Source organism: Streptomyces sp. NPDC043176 (assembly GCF_056436715.1).
In genome coordinates this window covers 271,929-291,653 of the sequence record NZ_JBWKCA010000010.1, presented here as the reverse complement: position 1 = coordinate 291,653, position 19,725 = coordinate 271,929, and the positions used below count along the sequence as shown (strand labels likewise).

General features: G+C 73.0%; 14 protein-coding genes. 9 read left to right on the top strand and 5 right to left on the bottom strand.

What is annotated here, in order from left to right; all coding sequences use genetic code 11:
• Both AC067A_RS19275 and AC067A_RS19270 read right to left on the bottom strand, forming a co-directional pair.
• A partial coding sequence (locus AC067A_RS19275) for an amino acid adenylation domain-containing protein (protein ID WP_479243662.1) occupies positions 1–5,189 on the bottom strand: 5,189 nt, incomplete at its 3' end.
• Between the two features lie 188 nt (positions 5,190–5,377).
• Positions 5,378–7,036, bottom strand: a complete 1,659-nt coding sequence (locus AC067A_RS19270) for a helix-turn-helix domain-containing protein (RefSeq protein ID WP_479243661.1) — start codon at positions 7,034–7,036, stop codon at positions 5,378–5,380.
• 331 nt (positions 7,037–7,367) lie between these two features.
• On the opposite strand from AC067A_RS19270, the gene AC067A_RS19265 reads away from it, so the two are divergent.
• A complete protein-coding gene (locus tag AC067A_RS19265; protein WP_479243660.1) occupies positions 7,368–7,610 on the top strand; it encodes a hypothetical protein in 243 nt (80 codons plus the stop codon).
• Between the two features lie 26 nt (positions 7,611–7,636).
• On the opposite strand, the gene AC067A_RS19260 is transcribed toward AC067A_RS19265, so the two are convergent.
• Positions 7,637–10,624: an AfsR/SARP family transcriptional regulator gene (locus tag AC067A_RS19260; RefSeq protein WP_479243675.1), complete on the bottom strand. Its 2,988-nt coding sequence runs from the start codon at positions 10,622–10,624 to the stop codon at positions 7,637–7,639.
• 273 nt (positions 10,625–10,897) lie between these two features.
• Here AC067A_RS19260 and AC067A_RS19255 point away from each other — a divergent pair, with 273 nt between their 5' ends.
• The 6 genes from AC067A_RS19255 (at position 10,898) to AC067A_RS19230 (ending at position 16,845) form a co-directional block, all read left to right on the top strand.
• Positions 10,898–11,317 (top strand): nuclear transport factor 2 family protein, encoded by a 420-nt coding sequence (locus tag AC067A_RS19255; RefSeq protein ID WP_479243659.1) that lies wholly within the window; start codon positions 10,898–10,900, stop codon positions 11,315–11,317.
• Between the two features lie 440 nt (positions 11,318–11,757).
• Complete coding sequence (locus AC067A_RS19250; RefSeq protein ID WP_479243658.1) at positions 11,758–11,976, top strand: DUF6480 family protein; 219 nt, start codon at positions 11,758–11,760, stop codon at positions 11,974–11,976.
• A 327-nt stretch (positions 11,977–12,303) separates the two neighbouring features.
• A complete protein-coding gene (locus AC067A_RS19245) occupies positions 12,304–14,022 on the top strand; it encodes a PP2C family protein-serine/threonine phosphatase (protein WP_479243657.1) in 1,719 nt (572 codons plus the stop codon).
• Positions 14,023–14,369: 347 nt separating this feature from the next.
• Positions 14,370–14,738: a BatC protein gene (locus AC067A_RS19240; protein ID WP_479243656.1), complete on the top strand. Its 369-nt coding sequence runs from the start codon at positions 14,370–14,372 to the stop codon at positions 14,736–14,738.
• The gene (locus tag AC067A_RS19235; protein ID WP_479243655.1) at positions 14,735–15,940 is read left to right on the top strand and encodes a cupin domain-containing protein; all 1,206 of its coding nucleotides are present in this window, start codon (positions 14,735–14,737) and stop codon (positions 15,938–15,940) included. Before AC067A_RS19240 ends, AC067A_RS19235 begins: the two co-directional genes overlap by 4 nt.
• Positions 15,941–15,948: 8 nt before the next feature.
• The gene (locus AC067A_RS19230) at positions 15,949–16,845 is read left to right on the top strand and encodes a sucrase ferredoxin (protein ID WP_479243654.1); all 897 of its coding nucleotides are present in this window, start codon (positions 15,949–15,951) and stop codon (positions 16,843–16,845) included.
• A 147-nt stretch (positions 16,846–16,992) separates the two neighbouring features.
• Here AC067A_RS19230 and AC067A_RS19225 read toward each other — a convergent pair whose 3' ends face one another.
• Positions 16,993–17,289, bottom strand: a complete 297-nt coding sequence (locus AC067A_RS19225; RefSeq protein ID WP_479243653.1) for a hypothetical protein — start codon at positions 17,287–17,289, stop codon at positions 16,993–16,995.
• A gap of 23 nt (positions 17,290–17,312) precedes the next feature.
• Positions 17,313–17,627: a hypothetical protein gene (locus AC067A_RS19220; RefSeq protein ID WP_479243652.1), complete on the bottom strand. Its 315-nt coding sequence runs from the start codon at positions 17,625–17,627 to the stop codon at positions 17,313–17,315.
• 421 nt (positions 17,628–18,048) lie between these two features.
• Here AC067A_RS19220 and AC067A_RS19215 point away from each other — a divergent pair, with 421 nt between their 5' ends.
• Both AC067A_RS19215 and AC067A_RS19210 read left to right on the top strand, forming a co-directional pair.
• Positions 18,049–18,807 carry an SGNH/GDSL hydrolase family protein gene (locus AC067A_RS19215; RefSeq protein ID WP_479243674.1) on the top strand — a complete coding sequence of 253 codons (759 nt, stop codon included), beginning with the start codon at positions 18,049–18,051 and terminating at the stop codon, positions 18,805–18,807.
• 137 nt (positions 18,808–18,944) lie between these two features.
• Positions 18,945–19,502: a hypothetical protein gene (locus tag AC067A_RS19210; protein ID WP_479243673.1), complete on the top strand. Its 558-nt coding sequence runs from the start codon at positions 18,945–18,947 to the stop codon at positions 19,500–19,502.
• The last annotated feature ends 223 nt before the right edge of the window (positions 19,503–19,725 follow it).

The window sequence follows — 19,725 nt, the reverse complement described above, 5'->3', positions numbered from 1 at the left end:
CACGACACCGGCGAGCACTGGAGGAACACCTCGCCCTCACCGAACCGCCCGTAGGTCTGGCCGCTCACCGTCGACACCAGGTTCCGGTGCGAGGACAGGATCCCCTTCGGCCGGCCGGTGGAGCCCGACGTGAACATCACGCAGGCGACGTCGTCGCCGGTCGGGGCCGTGCCCAGGTTCTCGCCCGGGAGACCGGTCAGCTCGTCGAGCGCGCAGACGACGGTCTCCCACGGTCCGTCCACCCGCCCGGCGGCGGCGTGGCCGGCGTCCGTGACGAGCAGGCCGATGCCCGCGTCGACGGCGGCGGCGCGCAGCCGGTCGTCGGGGAAGTCGGGGTCGAGGAGGGTGTAGGCCGCACCGGTCTTGGTGACCGCGAGGACCGCGACCGCGAAGTCCGCGCCCCGGTCCAGCAGCACACCCGCCATGTCCCCACGCCCCAGGCCCTGTTCGGCCAGATGACGGGCCAGACGGTTCGCGGAGGCGTTCAGCTCGGCGTACGAGATCCTCACCTCGCCGTCCACCAGCGCCGTCCGCTCCGGAACCCTCGCCACCTGCTCCTCGAACCGCCCGACCAGCGAACCCTCCCCCACCTCTGGCAGCACTTCCCCCGCCCAGGGGCCGGTCAGCAGCTCCCGCTCCCCCGGCGCCAGCACCTCCAGCGCGGAGAGCCTGCGGCCCGGGTCGGCGAGGGCGTGGTGGAGGACCTGGCCGAGGACCGACGTGATCCGCCGGACCGACTCCTCGTCGAAGAGGTCGGCGGCGAAGAGGACGGTGGCGCGCAGGCCGTGCTCGTCGTCGGAACGGAGGAAGAACTCCAGGTCGAACTTGGCGGAGCCGCTGGTGATCTTCTCCATCGGCGCCGGCACGACTCCGGGGAGCGCGAGCGGCCTGGCGGTGCCGGCGCCGCTCTCCAGGGTCAGGCAGATCTGGAAGAGGGGGTGCCGGGACAGCGTCCGGGTCGGGTTGAGGGCTTCCAGGACCAGGTCGAAGGGGGCTTCGGGGTGAGCGAAGGCGTCGAGGTCGGCGGTGCGGACCCGGGCCAGGAGCTCGCGGAAGCTGGGATCGCCCGCACTGTCCGTGCGCAGCACCAGCGTGTTCACGAAGAAGCCGACCAGCTCGTTCAAGGACTCGTCGCTCCGGCCCGCCACCGGCGAACCGATCGCCAGATCCGCCCCCGCACCCAGTCGCGACAGGGCCGCGACCAGTGCCGCGTGCACCACCATGAAAGGCGTGCAGCCCTCCTCGCGGGCGAGCAGCCTCGCCCGCCGGAAGAGGTCGGTGCCGAGGTCGAGTTCGACCTGGCCGCCTCGGTGCGAGGCGCGCACCGGCCGGGGTCGGTCGAGCGTGAGGCCGTGGTCCTCGGGGAGGCCGGCCAGGTTGCCGCGCCAGAAGTCGAGTTCGCGGCCGAGGAGGCTGTCGGGCTCGTCGGCCGGGCCGAGCACCCGGCGCTGCCAGGCCGCGTAGTCGGCGTACCGCACGGTCAGCGGCTCAAGGACCTGGCCGTCGCCCGCCACACGGGCCGCGTAGGCCCGCTCCAGATCGGCGAAGAACACCTCGTTCGACAGACCGTCCGTCGCGATGTGGTGCAGGACCAGGGTCAGCACCACGGATCCGTCGGCCAGTTCGAAGGCGGTGGCGCGCACGGGGATCTCCGACGCCAGGTCGAAGACGTGGCCCGCCACCTCGGCGAGGCCCGCGTCGAGGCCGTCGGCGTCGGTGCGGCGGCGCTCGACCGCGAGGCGCGCCCGCTCCGGGGCGAGGACCCGCTGGAACGGCTCGCCGTCCACCGCCTCGAACACGGTCCGCAGCGGGGCGTGCCGCTCCACCACGTCGTTCAGCGCCGCCTCCAGGACGTCCACGTCGAGACCGGAGCCGTCGAAGCGCACCACCGTCGGCACGTTGTAGGCCGCACTGCCGCCGTCCAGCTGCGCCAGCAGCCACAACCGCCGCTGCGCGTACGACGCCGGAACCAGCTCGCCGTCACCCTCCCCCGGCACCGGCGCGGGCAGGTCTGCGGTGCCCGTGGCTTCGCCACCGCGCTCCGCGATCAGCTCCGCGAGACCGGCCGGCGTCGGCCGCCCGAAGACGTCCCGGATGGTGAGCCGCACGCCCAGCGACTCGGCGACGCGGTTCGTCAGCCGGGCCGCGAGAAGGGAGTGGCCGCCCAGGGCGAAGAAGCTGTCGTCGATGCCGATCGCGTCCGGGTCCGTGTCGAGGGTCAGCCCGTAGAGGTCGGTGAGGACCTGCTCGGTCCGGTTGCGCGGGGCGCGGCGGGCGGTGAGGAGGGCGGCGGGGGCGGGCAGGGCACGCTTGTCGATCTTGCCGTTGGGGGTGACCGGGAGACGGTCGAGGACGGTGACGTAGGTGGGGACCAGGTGCTCGGGCAGCCGCTCGGCGACGTGCCGGCGGAGGTCCTCGGGGTCGGGGGTGTCCGCGCCGTCGGTCACGAGGTAGGCGGCCAGACGCTGTTCGTGGACGGTGACGACGGCTTGGGCGACCCGCGGGTGCGCGAGGAGGGCGGCCTCGGTCTCGCCGGGCTCGATGCGGAAGCCCCGGATCTTGATCTGGTCGTCGGCCCGGCCCTCGTAGACGATCCGCCCGTCGGCGTCGAAGCGGGCCAGGTCGCCCGTGCGGTAGAGCCGGCCGCCGGGGGTGGTGCCGATCGGGTCGGGGACGAAGCGGGCGGCGGTGAGGTCGGGCCGGCCGAGGTAGCCGTGGGCGAGGCCGTCGCCCGCGACGTACAGCTCGCCGGTGACGCCCGGCGGGCAGAGGCCGAGGCGGGCGTCGAGGACGTAGGCCGGCTTGTTGACGAGGGGGGTGCCGACGGGGATCGCCGGGTGCGGGTGCTCGCCGGGCTCGACCGTGTGGGTCGTGGCGAAGATCATGACCTCGGCGGGGCCGTAGCCGTTCAGGACGGTGATGCCGGGCTTGAGCCGCTGGAGCTTGTGGACGTGGGCCGGTGAGGCCGCCTCGCCGACGGTGAAGGCGGTGGTGACGGTCTCGAACGCCTCCGGGTGCTCGTCGGTGAGGTAGTTGAAGAGCGTCGCGGAGAGCAGGAGCGTGGTGACCCCGTGGCGCCGGGACAGCTCGGTGACGAGCGCCGGTTCGGGCTTCTGGCCGGACTGGAGGACGGCGGAGCCGCCGTGCAGGAGCGGGCCCCAGAATTCCAGGCTGAAGGCGTCCCAGGAGACCGGCGAGCACTGGAGGTAGACCTCGTCGGGGCCGGTGGGGAGGTAGGGCTGGCCGATGAGGGTGGCGGCGAGGTTGCGGTGCGAGGACAGGATCGCCTTGGGGCGGCCGGTCGAGCCCGAGGTGAACATGAGGCAGGCGGGGTCGTCGGGACTGATCGGCACGCCGAGGTCGTCGGCGACGGCGTCCGGGCCGGGGCGCCGTCCGGCGTGGGTGACGGTCCAGGGGCCGTCGGCGCGGGCGGCGAGGGCCGGGACGGTGACGAGGTGGGTGATGCCCGCGGCGGTGGCTGCCGAGCGGAGGCGTTCCTCGGGGAAGTCGGGGTCCAGGAGGACGTGGCCCGCACCGGTCTTGAGGACGGCGAGGAGGGCGGTGGCGAAGGGGATGCCGCGTTCCAGCAGGATGCCGGCCATGGCGCCGCGCCCGAGCCCGGCGTCGCGCAGTGCGCGGGCGAGGTGGTTGGCGGAGGCGTTGAGTTCGGCGTACGTGACGGAGCCGGCGGCGTCGATCAGGGCGGTGCGGTCGGCGTGGAGCCGCACCTGCTCCTCGAAGCGGGCCACGAGCGTGGTCTCCACCGGCTGCGCGACGGGTCCGGCCCAGGTGCCGGTGAGGAGCGCGCGCTCGTCGTCGCCGAGGAGCGCGAGCCCGGCCACGGTGGCGCTCCCGTGCGCGTCCGCGTCCTGGGCCAGGAACCGGGTGACGAAGGCGGTGAAGCGGTCCTGGTGGGCGGCGACCAGGGCCGGGTCGACGTCCTGGACCGGGGTGTCGAAGTCGATGCGGAGGCCGTGGGCGGGGCCGAGGTCGAGGACGGCGACGCTGAGGTCGTCGACGGGGCCGTTGCTGACGTTGTGGTTGACGGTCGGGTGACCGTCGACGGTCAGTTCGGCGTGGAAGCCCATGATGTTGAGGACCGGCGTGGCGAGGCGGCGGGTGCCGTCGATGACACCGGCGTCGCGGCTGAGGTCCTCGTACCGGGTCCGCTGGTGGCGCAGGCCGTGCTTCACCTCGGCGGCCACCGTGCGCACCAGGTCGGCGAGGCGGTCCTCCGGGTGGACCCGGAGGCGCAGCGGCACGACGTTCGACATCATGCCGGGCGTGCTGCGGGCGGCGCGGGTGGTGCGGCCGGTGACGGGCAGGGCGATCATCAGCTCCTCGCGGCCGGTGACGCGCTGGAGGTAGGCGGCGAAGAGCGCCACGAGCAGCACGGACCACGAGACGCGGGCGGCGCGGGCGACGGTGCGCAGGCGTTCGGCGTCGGCCGGGGAGACGGGGACGCTGCGGCGGGCGAAGGGCAGTCCGCCGTGTGCGGACGGCGCCCGGCCACGGCCCCGGACGAGGCCGGCGGGCGCGTCGGGGGCGTCGGCCAGGTGGGCGCGCCAGGCGGTGCGGTCGGCGGCGGCGTCCTCGGAGGCGCGGTAGGCGGCGTCCTCGGCGAGCAGTTCGGCGAGATCGCCGAACGGGGTGTCGCCCCACGGCTCGCCTGCGACGGCCCGCTCGTACAGCTCGACCAGCCGGGCCAGGGCCATGGAGACGCCGACGCCGTCGACGACCAGGTGGTGGAAGCCGTAGAAGTAGAAGAAGCGATCCGCCGCGAGCTTGACCAGCGCGCACCTGACTGGGGCCTCCCGGGTGAGGTCGAAGGGCGTGCCGATCAGCGCGTCGATCAGGTCCCAGGCCGCGCCCTCCGGGTCGGCGGCCCCGCTGAGGTCGGTGAACGCCAGCGTGCGTTCCCCGGCGTCGGCGTCGAGGAGCTGCCAGACCTGCTCGCCGTCGTCCTCGAATCCCCGCACCCGCAGGAAGTCGGCCTCGTCGACCAGACGCCGCCAGGCCGCCGCCATCAGCTCCGGGTCGACCGGTCCCCGGATCTCCCGGCATTCACCGACGTTGTACTTGACGCCGGTCGGGTCGAGGAGGTGGGCCGTCCAGATGTCCCGCTGGGCTACCGAGAGCGGCAGCCGGACGGCGGCCGGTGCGGAGGCGACGGGCTTGTCGAACGGCATGGGGGCTCCTGGTGGGTGACCGGGGTCGGTGGCCGGTTCGACGGCCGGAAAGGGTGGGAACGGCGGGGGCGCTGTGCGGGTCGGCCGCCGCGTTCGGCGGCCGGGCAGTGGCCATACAACCCGTGCGCGGGCCCCGCGAGCGGCAGTTGATCCGGCGGTACGGCAGCGGATCGGCGGAGCTGCGGCAGTCAGGCGGCAGGGGCGGGGGCAGCGGCCGCGGAAACCTCCGCCGCGGCGCCGGTCCCGGCGGCGGGGGCCACGGCCGCGCGGACGACGCACAACACCCGGAAGGCGGAGCGGCCGTGGTCGGTGCTGGGGCGGATGACACCACCGATGAGCAGGGCGCGGACCATGCGGCCGCCGTCCGGCAGGGGCCTGCCGGTGAGCCGGACGACGTCGTCGAGCCCGAAGTCCGGTGCGGGGGCGTCCTGGGCGGCGCACAGAGCGGTGAGGAGGTCCCGCTGCTCCGGCGGGAGGGCGCCGACGGTCCGGGCGACGCGGTCGCGGAGGCGGGATCCGCTGTGCCCGTCCGCCAGGTGGTCGAGGACGGCGGCGGGGTCGGTCTCGACGATGCCGCGCAGGGTGGGCAGGTCGCAGACGCTGAGCCAGGAGGCCGCGGCGGCGAGCGCGAGCGGGTGCCCGTCCAGACGGTGGGCGATCCAGGCGGTGTGGGCCAGAGTCTCCTCGTCGACGAGGAGTTCGGGCCGCATCCTGCGGAGCCGGGCGAGGAGGAACCGTACGGCGGGCGCGCCGGCGTCCGTACCGGCGGCCTCGGGTCCCGCCGGGAGGGGTGCGTCCAGGGGGGCGAGGAGGAAGAGGCGCTCACCGGGGACGTTCCAGGGGGTGTCCGCGGTGAGCAGCAGGCGCAGGCCCGGGAGTTCGCGGCGGAGCCGGGTGAGGCGGCCGAAGTCGAGCCGGGCGGGGTCGACGCCGTCCAGGACCAGCAGCGCCTCGCGGTCGCCGAGCGCGGCGGCGAGCGCGACGGGCGGCAGCTCACCGGAGGAGAAGGAGGAGGCAACGCCTCCGGGTCTGTGCCCGTGGGGGGCTTCGTACGAGTCGACGACGGCGTACGCGGCGGACGGTGCGGCTCCGTGAGGGCGGGCGGCTTCGGCGTACCCGGCGGGGGCTCCGGCTCCGTGCGAACGGGCGGCTTCGGTGTGCGCGGCGGGGGCTCCGGCCGCGTGGGAACGGCCGGCTTCGAAGTGCACGCCGGGCGGTACGGCTCCGTGCGAACGGGCGGCTTCGGTGTGCGCGGCGGGGGCTCCGGCTCCCTGGAGATAGGCGGCGCAGTCGGCGACGAGGTCGGCGAGCGGGTCCTCGTCGGCCGCCGGGAGGCAGTCCGTGACGGCGCCGGGGGCGGTGTGCCAGAGGACGGGGAAGCCGCTCTCGTGCAGGCGGGCCGCGGTCTCCAGGGCGAGGCGGGTCTTGCCGACGCCGCTGAGGCCCACGACCGTGACGAGCCGCTCGACGCCGGAGCGCAGCTCCTCGGCGAGGATCGCGGCCTCGGCCTCCCGGCCGATCAGCGGGTGCAGCGGGACGGGCGGGGCGCAGCGCTCCGGAAGGAGGTGCCGGCCGGCGCCGCCCTGGTGGCCACGGGAGACGGACTCCTCCAGTGCGGTGCGGGCCCGCGGGCCGAGGCGGAGCCCGTCGGCTATCAGCCGGATCGTGTCGGCGCGGGGCCGCAGGGCCTTCCCCTTCTCCAGGTCGCGGATGGCGCGGACGCTGATGGTGGAGAGGTCGGCCAGTTCGCGCTGGGTGAGGCCGATGCGGAGGCGGTGTCCCCGGATGAGGCTGCCCAGAGCGGCGGTGGCCGTCGGCGTGCCCTTGGGGGAAAGACCGGTCGTCATGGAGAGCTCCCGCTGGTCAGGTGGGGGCGAGGGCCGGGAAGCGGCCTGGTCAAGGCGGCTTCCGGTGGTCTCGCCGGCTGCTGGGAACCATCCTCCGAAGCCGGCTATCCGTGGGGCATCCCGTCGCTAACCGGCACCGGGGGCGCGTCGGGCGTCAGGGAGGTGCCCCGTGATAGCGCGGCGGGGCCGGGGATAGCGACGCCGGGTGCGTGATAGGGGTCGCGGTCCGGTGATAGCGGGGTGATAAGGCTGCGGCCGGTGCGGTGAATCCGCTCGTTCCTAAGTTGGTGTCCAGAAGGAAACGCCAGCCCCGAACGATACGGAGAGACCGATGTCGAAGACCGCCGCCGCCACCCGCACCGCCCTCCGCGCCGCCGTCACCTCCGCTCTGATCGTCCTGGTGACGGGCGCCGGCCTGCAGACCAGCTGGGCCGACGAGCCGGTCCCCGCGACGGGCACCTCCACCACGGCGGACGCCACGGGCACCACTCCCGAGGGCTGCGACCCGACCACCACCACGGGCACGGGCACCACGGGCACCCCCACCTGCACCGAGAACAACCCCTGGGACTGACCCCGTACGACGAGGGGCGCCGCCCCTCAGCAGGCGCCGAGCAGTCGCTCCGCCTCCGTGAGTTCCCGGGTCATGCGACGGTCCCGGAAGACCTCGACCGCCGGAGTGAGCAGCTCCCGTGAGCGCCCCGGCTCCGTCGTCAGGAGCCGTGCGAGGTCCAGGCGCGCGAGCGCGCCCCCGCTAAAATCCATGATCTGCTCCCGTGCCGACACGGCGCGGTCGAAGAAGTCCCGGGCACGGTCCGGCCGTCCCATCACGGTGAAGGCGTGGCCGAGGTCCCGCAGCAGGTGCCCTTCCCCGATGGCGTCGCCGGAGTCCCGGCAGAGTTCGAGCACTTCGGTGAAGGTGAGGACCGCCAGGTCGCTCCGGCCCTGTTCGAGGAGGAGCTGGCCGACGCGCCGCAGGGTGCGGGCCCGGCCGCCGGTGTAGCCGATGCCCTCGTAGATGTCGAGCGCCTCGTCGAGTTGTCCCTGGGCGGTGTCGATCTCGCCCTGCCGCATCCGGATGTGGGCGCTCTGGGTGAGGACGATCGCGCGGCCGACGACGTCGCCGGCGCGGTCGAAGTCGGCGAGGGAGCGCCCGTAGAGCTCCAGTGCGGTGGTGTCGTCGCCGTCGGTGCGGGCGATGAGCGCCATGTCGCGGCGGCAGAGGGCCTCGCCCATGGGCTCGTCGAGGGCCTGGAAGACGTCGAGGGCCGAGTGCAGGGCCTGGCGGGCGGTGTCGTACTGGTTGCGGCTCATGTAGAGCGAGCCGAGCGAGGCGCGGATCGCGGCGGTGCCGCGCAGGTTTCCGGCCTTGCGGACGGCGGCGAGAGCGATCCGGTGGGTCCGCTCCCAGAGGTCGTAGTGGCCGCGCACCTCGAAGAGGGTGACGAGTGAGGTCGCAAGGTCCCAGCACAGGTCGTGGAGACCCTCTTCGGCGGCGTGCTCGACCATGCCGCAGAGGGCGCCCTGTTCGGCGTCGAGCCAGGCGAGCGGGTCGGCGAGCGCTTCGTCGGTGTAGACGGCCGGGGGCTGCCAGCGGGGCGCGTCGCCGTGCAGGACGGTGAAGTCACCCCCGTACACCTTGCGGTGGGCCTGTTGGGCGAGGTGCATCCAGCCGCCGGCCATGCGGGCGAAGGCGGCCTTCCGTTCCTCGGGCGGGTGCTGGACGGCGAGCTGCTCGCGGGCGTAGACGCGGATGATCTCGTGGAAGCGGTAGCGGAAGCCTCCGGTCTCCATGCCGGCGACGTCGAGCATCTGCACGTCGACGAGGGGTTCGAGGAGGTCCGAGGGGAAGGGCCGGTGGTCGTCGAGGAGGGCGCCGGCGAGCCAGCTCGGCAGAGTGGGCGCCTGGGCCATGCTGAGGAGCCGCAGCAGGCTCCGGTCGCCGGGTGCGAGTCCCTCGTAGGTGAGGGAGAGGCTGGCGCGCATGGTCATCTCGCCGTGCGCGAGTTCGTCGAGCCGGTGTCGTTCGTTGGCGAGCCGGTGGACCATGGACGCGAGGGTCCAGTGGGGCCGGGCGGCGAGGCGGGCGGCGACGATGCGCAGGGCGAGCGGGAGCCGCCCGACGGTGCGGACGAGGGCTTCGGCGGCGACGGCCTCGCCGGTGACGCGGTCCTCGCCGATGATGCGGGAGAGCAGCTCCAGGGCGCGGTCCTCGTCGAGGACGTCGAGCTCGACGCGGTGGGCGCCGGGCAGCGCGGTGAGGCGGGCGCGGCTGGTGACGAGGACGGCGCAACCCCGGCTGCCGGGAAGCAGCGGGAGGACCTGGCCCTCTCCGGCGGCGTCGTCGAGGACGACGAGGACGCGGCGCGAGGCGAGTCTGGTGCGGTACATCTCGGCGCGCTCGTCGAGGGATTCGGGGATGAGCTGGCCGGGGATGCCGAGGGCGCGCAGGAATCGCCCGAGGACCTCGACGGGGGTGGCGGGGGCGCCGGTGGTGCCGCGCAGGTCGCAGTAGAGCTGTCCGTCGGGGAAGCCGGTCTCGGCGAGGGCGTGGGCGACGTGCACGGCGAGGGTGGACTTGCCCGTGCCGGGCTTGCCGGTGATCGCGGCGAGGGGGACGGTGCCGCGTCCGTCGCCACCGGCGAGGGCCTTCTCCAGGGCGGCGAGGCGCTGTCCGTCGGCGACGAAGTCGGCGACGTCGGCGGGCAGCTGGTGCGGGACGGTGTCCTGGCGAACCGTTTCAGCAGTCGGCGTCGCAGGGGTGTCGGCGGACGTCGGAGCCTGCTCCGCGGCCGCCTCGGAGGCCGGTTCGGCCGGTCTCGCCGCGAGCACGGAGTGAGGCACGGCGGCGGTCGGCGGCGGGAGTTCGCCCGCGAGGATGGCGGCTTCGAGGTCGCGGAGTTCGCGGCTCGGTTCGAGTCCGAGCTCCTCGGCGAGGTAGCGGCGGGCGGTGCGGAAGACCTCGAGGGCCTCGGCCTGGCGTCCGGACCAGTAGAGGGCCTGGATGAGCTGCCCGTGGAGCTTCTCGCGGAGCGGGTTCTCGTGGGTGAGGCGCTGCAGTTCGCCCACGAGCCGGTCGTGGCGGCCGAGTTCGAGCTCGATGCGGATGCGGAGCTCGACTGCGGCGAGGCGCTCCTCGTTGAGCTGGCGGGCCTTGTTGGCCAGCGGGCCGCTGTCGAGTCCCGTCAGGCATTCGCCCTGCCACAGGGTGACGGCGGATCTGAGGAGGCCCACGGCCTCCTCGGCGTCACCGCTCTCGCGCAGCACGCGGGCACGCTGGACGAGGCTGGTGAAGAGGGCGGCGTCGACGTTCCCGGCGTTGGTGTGCAGCACGTAGCCCGGGGGCCGGGTCGCCAGGGTGACCTCGCCCTCCGCACCGGCCAGCAGCTTGCGCAGCCGGGACACACAGATCTGCACCTGGGTACGGGCGGTCTCCGGAGGGTTGTCCTCCCAGATGAGGTCCACGAGCTGACTGGTGCTCACCACCCGGTTGCTCTCCAGGAGCAGCGCGGCGAGGATCACCTCCTGCCGGCCCGGGGGGACGCGCAGCGGCCCCGCGGCCCCCTGGACCTGGAGCGGCCCCAGCACCCGGAAGGTCAGCCGCGGCGCCCCCTTGACGTCCTCGTCCGCTAACCCACCGGCCGCAACAGCCACTGATCCCCCACCCGATAAAGAAGAGTCGACACGCCAGGACCAGACCGGACTCCACGCCGGGATGTCACGCTCAAGTGAGGACAGTCTCCACATCTCTTCCCGCCCTGTCCATGCCGTGAAGATCCCGGTCGGGGATAGGGCGGCGATAACGCCGAGTTGGGGAGGCGCCACAGAATCCTGGAGCGAGAGTGAAGGGGGTTGGCACCGTTGAACAGCCATGACGACACGAGGGCCGTGTGGGCCGACGGAACAGGCGCGGTGGATCTGGTCACCGCCGCGGGAATCGACCACATCCGGCTGGTCTACGACTACCTCGACGCGGGTGACCTGGACGGCTGCGCGTCCCTGCTGCACGACACCGTCGTCTTCGAACTGCCGGGTCTGCCGCCGGCCCGGGGCCGCGGCGAGGCCCTCCGGGCGCACGTCGGGCACGTCCTGCCGACGGCCCGGCACGAAGTCGAGCAGCTGGTGGCACAGGACCGCACGGTGATCGCCATGGGCCGCCGGATCCCGGCGCCCACGGCCGCCGCACCGGACACCGGGGACCACCGATTCGTCGACGTCTTCACCATCGCCCCGGACGGCATGGTCCGCACCTGCGTCCGCTACTACCACGCGGCCCCCTGACTGGACACCGGCCTCCGCCCCCCGTCCGCCCTCCGCGACGGACCACATCCGGCCCGTCCACCCTCCGCGACGGGCCACATCCCGGCCCGTCCGCCCTCCGCGACGGACCACATCCCGGCCCGTCCGCCCGCACACCGTGCCCCTCCCCGCAGGCGGCGACAGCCGTCCGCTGATGTTCCGCTCCCGGGCGGCGCGAGAGGAGGGCGCTCCGGATCGGCCGGCCGCGACCGCGAGAAGGTCCTGCCCGCCCCGCACATCTGAGCGGCGCTCCGGGGGCCCTCCCGTGTACGGGACCTCCCGTACACGGGGTTTCCCGTAAATGTCACGAAAGGCCGTTTGGACACCTCGGTGGTGGAAAGTCGCGCGGCATGGTGCGCATCGGATGAACGCCTCGACCGTGCGTGCGTCCGCCAGTCCGCAACTCGCCGGAGATGAACGTCATGACCGGACCCAGCAACCCCGACCCGGAGCCCCGGATCGACGAGGACACCCGGCCCGGCGCGACACCGCCGGCGGAGTCGGGTACAAGTACAGGTACCGGCCCGTACCGCCCGCCGCGGCGGGGCTGGGCAGCAGGTCCCCTGCTGATCATCTGGACGCTGGCCGTCGCGTTCGCCTTGTTCTTCCTCGTGTACGCGATCATCCTCGCCACCGACTGACCCGGCCGGGCCCGGCCGCTCACCCGCACGCCTCCGCACGACCCCCGGCAAAGCGAAGGGAACGCCGTGACCGCGGCGCCCCTGCGCGCGGCGCGGAGGGCCAGTGAGCCGTATGCCGGGTCCGGGTGGCTGACGGCCGTCACCGCGGGCAGCGGCAGGGCGGGCGGCGACGCGTACGCGTCCACGTACGCGTCGCGAAGCACCCAAAGCACCCATTCGTCCGAGCGGAGAAGTCACTCGGTCACCGAGCCCCTGCCCTGGCGTCAAGGGACGAGCAGCCGGTCCTCGGGGGACGTGCGGCACGTCATGAGTTCGCGGAGGCTAACGATGAGCTTTCCCCTGCCCGACAGTGTCGACGCCCTCAAGGGCATGATCGGCCGAGAGATCACCGCCCTGCGCGCGGCGGTGCGCAGGAGCGCGGAGCGCCCGCTCGACGGATCGGCCCGTACGGAGCTGGCGTCACCGCTGCAGTCCCTGGCCGTGCTCCCCGCGTCCGCGAAGACGGACAGGACCTCACCCTGCCTGTGCGGCACTCACGAGCCGGGCGGCAGCGGCGTCTGCTCGCTCCTCGCCGCGATCCCGGCCTCGGCGGTACTGCTCGAACCGGTCCAGGACGGCTCCGGTGCCGTGACGGACTTCCGCATCGTGGCCGGCAACGGGGTCCGGTCGGCGGACTGGCTGGAGGCGCCGGACCACCAGGTCGGCCAGCGGTTCCTGGAGGCACGACCAGGCGCGGCGCACTCGGGACTGCTCGCCGCGTTGGCGGACGTCATGGACACCGGCAAGCCCTTGGACAGGCTCGTGGTGGACTACACGGAGCAACGGCTCGGCCGGATCCACCGGGCTCCGCTGCTGTACTCCGCCGCCCGGTGCGGTGAGCAGGTGCTGGCGACGTGGCAGCCCGTGCAGAGCCAGGCGGAGCTGCTGACGATCGACGCGCAGTTCCTGGCGTCGATGGGATGGGGACATTGGGATCTGCTTTCCGGGAAGATCACCTGGTCGGAGGGGCTCAGCCGCATCTTCCACGCCGATGTGCGCATGCCGTGGACCCTGGAGCAGCTGTGCGACGCGTTGCTGCCGGACGATCTGACGGCGCTCGCGGAGTTCCTCAGTTCGGTGTTGGCGGGTGAGGAGCCCGCCTGGACCCGGATTCGCTTCCTCGTGCTCGGCGAGCTCCGCACCCTCGACCTGCTGGGACGGCCGGTCACCGGAACGGACGGCAGACCGTGGGCGGTCAACCTCGTGGCCCGCGATCTCACGCCGCAGATCCGCAGCCGAAGGCGGCTGGCCGAGACGGAGCGGGAGTCGGACCGGCTGAGGCGGCAGACGGAGGCGGAGCGGAGGGTCGCGGACGCGCTGCGCGAGGCGATTCTCCCCACGCATTCCGAGGCGCTTGCCGCGGTCGGGTTGACGGTGTCGGCCTCGTATCGGCCGGCCGAACCCGACGCCGCGGTGGGCGGTGACTGGTACAAGTGCCGGCTTCTCCCGGACGGCCGGGTGCTCGTCGCCATCGGCGACGCGTCGGGACACGGCCTGGACGCCGTGGCACGGATGGCCCAGCAGCGGCACGCGCTGGCGGGGCTGGCGCAGACCGGGGCTTCCGCCGGTGAGATCACGACATGGCTGAACGAGCTGGTGTGCAGTGACCCGGCGGGGCAGACGGCCACCATGGTGGTCGGTCACCTCGACGAGGACAAAGTCCTGCACTGGGCCGACGCGGGACACCCCGCACCACTGCTGCTGCGCGACGGCCGTGCCGAGCCGCTGGGGGCGGAACAGCGAGGCCCGCTCCTCGGCGCGCTGCCGGGATACGCGTACGAGACCACCTCGGCGAAGCTGCGACAGGGCGATCTGCTGGTGCTCTACACCGACGGCATGGTCGAGCGCCGGGGCGAGGACGTGACGGAGGGCATCGCGCGGCTGGCCCGGGCGGTGGCCGCTGCCGCCCCGCTGGAACCGCGGACGGTGGTCGACGCACTGCTGGACGATCCCGACATGGCCGACCACGAGGACGACGCGTGCCTCCTGGCGATCCGGGTGGACTGAGGACGCGCGGCGGTCAAGGTACGTCGAGCGGGGAGACCGAAACCTCATGGGCCTCCGAAGCCCGGCCCAGAGCGCCTCACCAGGCGTGGTCGTGTCCTGACTCCGGTTGCCTGCGGGACGGCACAGGGTTACGGGGCGGGCCGTGTGGAGCGAACGGCCGACGGCGCGGCAAGGTTTCCTGCCTCTCTACCGCATGGAGAGCGGCGTCGCCTCGCCGGAACGCTCGGCACCCGGCGTTGACGTCGGCGACCGCTCCGGTTGCCTCTCACACCCGCGTGGGTCAGCTTGGAAAGGGAGTCCCAACGGGACCGGCCCCTCACCGATCGTCCTCGTCCCCAGGAGGAGACATGGCACACGCCGAGCAGGACCCGAACCGGCAGGAAGGTCCGTCGGACGGCGGTGCCGCCGGCACACCCGGCGTCCACGACGGCGGAGCGGACGGCGGCGCGGACAGCGGAGCCGAAGGCCCGGCGGACGGCGGCGCGGCCGGCACGCCCGGCGTAGACGACGGAGGTGCGGACAGCGGAGCCGAAGGCCCGGCGGACGGCGGCACGGCCGGCACGCCCGGCGTAGACGACGGAGGCGCGGACGGCGGCGCGGACGGAGGCGCGGACAGCGGAGCCGAAGGCCCGGCGGACGGCGGCGCGACCGGCACACCCGGCGTGGACGACGGCGGCGCCGACAGCGGAGCCGAAGAGGCCGGCGGCAGCGTTTGAGCACCGTTCCCACGACGCTTCGGGACACGGCCGCGGATTTCGAGGGCCGTGTCCTGGAGACACGTCTGATCGGCCTCAGCCGCGAGGAGTTCGCTCTGGACGTCTGGGGGCGCGCCCCGCTGCTCACCCGCGGAGTCAGCGACTTCTCCGACCTGTTCTCCGCATCCGCAGTGGACGAGCTGGTCTCCCGACGCGGGCTGCGCACGCCGTTCCTCCGCGTCGCCAAGGACGGCTCCACAGCCGCCGAGTCGTCGTTCACGTCGCCGGCAGGAGTCGGCGCGTCTGTCGCGGACCAGCTGGACGACACCGCGTTGTGGCGGAGCTTCGCCGACGGCAGCACCCTGGTCCTGCAAGCACTGCAGCGCACCTGGGAGCCGGTCACGGACCTCGCGGCGCGACTCGGCACGGAACTGGGCCACCCCGTACAGGCCAATGCCTACGTCACCCCACCGCAGAACCGCGGCTTCGACGACCACTACGACGTCCACGACGTCTTCGTCCTGCAGGTCACCGGCACCAAGCGCTGGATCGTCCACGAGCCCGTGCACCCGGACCCGCTGCGCGACCAGCCGTGGACCGCTCACCGCGCCGCGGTCGCCGATGCCGCGCGGGGAGAGGCGTACATCGACACCGTGCTCGAACCCGGCGACGTCCTCTACCTGCCGCGCGGCTGGCTGCACGCCGCCCAAGCGCTGGGCGCGGTCTCGATCCATCTCACCCTCGGCGTCCACACCTGGACGCGGCACGCGCTGGCCGAACAACTCGCCGAGTCCGCGCTGGCGTTGCTGAGTGAGGATGTGGAGATGCGCGAGTCCCTCCCCCTGGGCGTGGACGGACCGGGCGACGAACTCGCCTTCGTGCGCCGACGTCTCCTCGCCGCGCTCACCGAGGCCGACCCCACTCCCCTGTTCCACCGCACCCGCCGCGGCCAGGCACGCCCCGCGCCCATGGGACCGCTGGCGCAACTGAGGGCTGTCGAGAGCCTCGCGCCCGACACGCCGGTGCGGCTTCGCGAGGCGCTGGAGGCAAGGCTGGTGGGTCGGCGCCTCGCCACCCGTGTCGGGTGGCTCGACTTCCCGGAGGCAGACCTCGCATCGGTGCTCCGGATCCTCGACGGCGGTACCCACCCGGCCGGCGGCCTCGGTCTTCCCTTCGTCGAACGACTTCTACGCGCAGGCGTACTGGTGCCCGCCGAGTCATGACAGGCGCGATGACGACTCCGGCACGATTCCTCTGCGCCGACGCCGCTCGCCTGCGCGGTGACCCGATCGCGGGCACGGCGCCGTACGGCTCGGTCTGGATCCTCATCGAGTACCGGGCCGGCTGGCCGCCCAACGGCTTCGACGGCCTCGATCTCGAACCCGAGGTCAAGGCACGGGTGTACTCCGCCGCCCAGGCGGTGCGCGCCCGCGTGCTGCTGATCAGGCGCCACGGCCGCCATCGGTCCGACGAACGGCCGCGGTGGGCCGTCCTTCGCCATGACAAGGACGGCCGCCACAGTCAGGAATGGGGAACCTGGCACGACGACAGGGACCTGGCGGACATCGTCACCGCCCTGGACGCACCCGGAGAACAGGGCCGCCCTCCCGTCGTCCTCGTCTGTGCCCACGGCCTGCACGACACCTGCTGCGCCGTCCGCGGCCGTCCGGTGGCACGCGCGCTGAGCGACGGCTGGCCGCAGCTGGTGTGGGAGTGCACGCACGTGGGGGGCGACCGGTTCGCCGCCAACGTCGCCGTCGCACCCGACGGCGTCTACTACGGCAACCTCGACGCCCTCTCGGCGACCACGGTGGTCGAGGAGCACCTGGCGAACCGCATCCACGCGGACCACCTGCGCGGCTACACCGACCTCGTCCCGCCCCAGCAGGCCGCCCTGTCCGCCGTCCTCCACCACGCGGGTCCGTCGGGTCGGCACGACTACGTGATCGAGGAGACGGTCCGGGACGACAACCGCTGGCGGATCCGCGTCACCGGCCGCCTCGCCGGACTCTCGACCTTCGAGGTCGAGGTCCACGCCCACCGGGCACGACCGCACCGCCTGACCTGCCGCGGCCTGTCACCCAGTTCGGCGGTGTACTACGAAGTCACGTCGCTTCGCGTCGGCTGATCGCCTTCCCGTCCCTCGTGCGGTGGGCTCCTGGACGTGGAGCGGTGACCGGGCGGAAACGCCGGGGCGACTCCGCGGAGCGGCCCCCACCGTGCAGCGCCGGCCGGGCGGGCGCCGTCGTAGCCCTTCACCCACCGGCACACGCGGTCAGCAGAACCAGCCGTCCTGGACCCAGCCGCGGCGGTTGATGTCACCGTATGCGAAGCCGTACGCCCAGCCGGACTGCTTGCTCTCCACCAGGAAGGTCTGGCCCTGGTAGAGGGTGCCCATCCAGGCACCCAGTGGGGCGGTGCGGACGAAGAGATCCTGGGCGCAGACGGTCTCCCGCTCGCCGATGGTGCCGTTGGCGGCCTGGGCGGAGCCCGAGGAGAACAGCAGGGTGACGCCGACGGCGGTCGCCACCGCCGCGGTGCGGATGACGCGGACGGTGCGGGGTGCGGGCATGACGTTTCCTCCCGGATTCCGGCTCACCACGAGCCGTAGCCGCCGATGCATTCGTAGCGCACGTAGCCCCAGTCGTTGGGACCGAAGTCGAAGGTGGCGGCCCAGCCGTTGTAGACCGGGTGGGCGCCGCGCGTGTGGCCGACCTTGTCACCGTAGGACAGGGTGCGCACCAGGCCGGTGGGGCCGGAGGAGCTGTTGTAGTTGGCGTAGAAGCTCGCGCTCTGGCAGACGATGATCGCGTGCTCCGGGACGACCGCGGCGTGGGCCGGAGCCTGGAGCAGTGCGGCGGCGGCGACCGCGGTGGCACCGGTCGCAAGGGCGCGCTTGATGTGCGGCATGGCGCATCGACTCCTCGCTGGTGATGGCTGGTTGACGCGCGTAAACCGTAGCCTGCTTTGGCATGCACGCAACAGACCCTTGCGGAACTCTCGAATCCGTTGACCCCGCAGCGGCGCCTCACCGCCGGAACGGCCGACGCCGGGCCGGCTGACACCGGAACGGCCGACGCCGGGCCGGCCGGCGCACCCGCCACGAGGGCCCGCCCGAGGGTGGCAGGGGTCAGCCGCAGGTCCGGTAGTCACAACCGGCCTCTCGCCGGGTGCCGTCACCGGAGAAACAAACGCCGCACGTCTATCGCGTCGGTATCGATCACTGCTAGAAGAGTGGCGCTTCAACAACTCCCAGCCCGCACGGCACCTTGAGGAGCATGTTGTCATGTTCGCGTCCAAATTGAGATGGGTTCTGCCTCCGCTGCTGGCGATGCTCGCCGCGAGCGTCGGCCTGGTCCAGCCCGCCTCCGCCGCTGCGGCGGCGGGGGAGCGGTACGTCGCTCTCGGCGACTCCTACTCCTCCGGGGTGGGCGCCGGCAGCTACCTGTCCGACAGTGGCAGCTGTCAGCGCAGCAGCAAGGCCTACCCGTCCTTGTGGGCGGCGGCCAACGCCCCGGCCTCGTTCTCCTTCACCGCCTGTTCGGGGGCGACGACCAGTACGGTCAAGAGCAGCCAGCTGACGCCGCTCGACAGCTCCACCACGCTCATCAGCGTCACCGCCGGCGGTAACGACGTCGGGTTCGCGAACGTCATGCAGACCTGTGTGCTGCAGAGCGAGGCGACCTGCGTCAACGCGGTGAACAACGCCATCACGCAGATCAACGGCACCCTGCCGGGGAGCCTTTCCTCCCTCTACGGCACCATCCGCAGCAAGGCGCCGCAGGCTCACGTCGTCGTGCTCGGCTACCCGCGCTTCTACCAGTTGAACGGCAGTTGCATCGCCGGGCTGAGCGAGACCGAGCGCGCGGCGATCAACCGGGGCAGCGACGCCCTCAACGGCATGCTCGCGAAGCAGGCCGCCGCCGCGGGGTTCTCCTACTCCAGCGTCGTGGACGAGTTCACCGGCCACGAGATCTGCTCGAGCGCCGCCTGGCTGCACAGCGTTTCGGTGCCCGTCTCCAACAGCTACCACCCCACGGCCACGGGCCAGTCCGGCGGCTACCTGCCGGCCTTCCGCTCCGCCGTCTGATCCCCCCGGGCCGCACCGCCGGGGTCTTCCGCGCTCCGAAGTCGACGCGGGTAGACCTCTCGGTCCGGTTGCTCAGCCCCGCCCAAGTCCGCACCCACTCGCCGAAGTCGGCGCCAGGAGGAAAGCCCGTGAAGTCCCTGCAGGTCCCCGAAGATCACCAGGCCCGCGCCCCCCGTACGCGAGGAACCGGCCTGCGCGCCGTCCTCACCGCACTCGCCCTCGTCCTCGGCGCCCTCTTCGCCCCCGGATTCGGCGCCCTGTCCACCGCCACCGACGCCCACGCCGTCACCAAGATCAGCCACGCCACCGCCACCTCGATGTTCCGGGCCTCCGGCATCACCTGGTCCTCGTCCGGCGGCTGCTCGGACCGCTACAACTCCACCTGCACGTCCTTCGAGCAGCTCAACCTCGCCACCGCCCAGGGCGCCCAGACCCTCAAGAGCGCCAGCGGCTGCGCCCTCAACATCACCGGCGGCACCGAGACCGGACACGCGAGCGGCACCTACTCGCACTGGAACGGCTACAAGCTCGACTTCAGCAAGTACACCTGCGTCGGCAGCTACATCAAGAACACGTTCACCTACATCGGGCTGCGCGGCGACGGGGCCCCGCAGTGGAAGTCCGGCGCCGGCAACATCTACGCCGACGAGGGCAACCACTGGGACGTGACGTTCTACAACTGCGGCGGCTGCTGAGCCGGAGCCTGCCGCGTGGCGAGGTGGGCGGTCTGCCGCGAGTTCCCGGGCAGACCGCTCCATCCTGTCCGCGAACGCATCGGCCGAAGTCTCGACGTGCTGCGCATCGCACGAGATCTCGCCGAGGTGACGGTGCCCGAATGCGCGGACTCGGTGGTCGTCGCCCTCACGGACGACGTGCTGAGCGGTGAGGACCCCGGCCTGTCGGTACGGAGCGGGCTGC

What these genes read in the sequence shown, in the direction of transcription:
- AC067A_RS19240 (WP_479243656.1), top strand. Translation starts at nt 14,370, where the DNA reads ATGGCACACGCCGAGCAGGACCCGAACCGGCAGGAAGGTCCGTCGGAC.
- AC067A_RS19225 (WP_479243653.1), bottom strand. Translation starts at nt 17,289, where the DNA reads ATGCCCGCACCCCGCACCGTCCGCGTCATCCGCACCGCGGCGGTGGCG.
- AC067A_RS19270 (WP_479243661.1), bottom strand. Translation starts at nt 7,036, where the DNA reads ATGACGACCGGTCTTTCCCCCAAGGGCACGCCGACGGCCACCGCCGCT.
- AC067A_RS19220 (WP_479243652.1), bottom strand. Translation starts at nt 17,627, where the DNA reads ATGCCGCACATCAAGCGCGCCCTTGCGACCGGTGCCACCGCGGTCGCC.
- AC067A_RS19250 (WP_479243658.1), top strand. Translation starts at nt 11,758, where the DNA reads ATGACCGGACCCAGCAACCCCGACCCGGAGCCCCGGATCGACGAGGAC.
- AC067A_RS19215 (WP_479243674.1), top strand. Translation starts at nt 18,049, where the DNA reads ATGCTCGCCGCGAGCGTCGGCCTGGTCCAGCCCGCCTCCGCCGCTGCG.
- AC067A_RS19265 (WP_479243660.1), top strand. Translation starts at nt 7,368, where the DNA reads ATGTCGAAGACCGCCGCCGCCACCCGCACCGCCCTCCGCGCCGCCGTC.
- AC067A_RS19245 (WP_479243657.1), top strand. Translation starts at nt 12,304, where the DNA reads ATGAGCTTTCCCCTGCCCGACAGTGTCGACGCCCTCAAGGGCATGATC.
- AC067A_RS19230 (WP_479243654.1), top strand. Translation starts at nt 15,949, where the DNA reads ATGACGACTCCGGCACGATTCCTCTGCGCCGACGCCGCTCGCCTGCGC.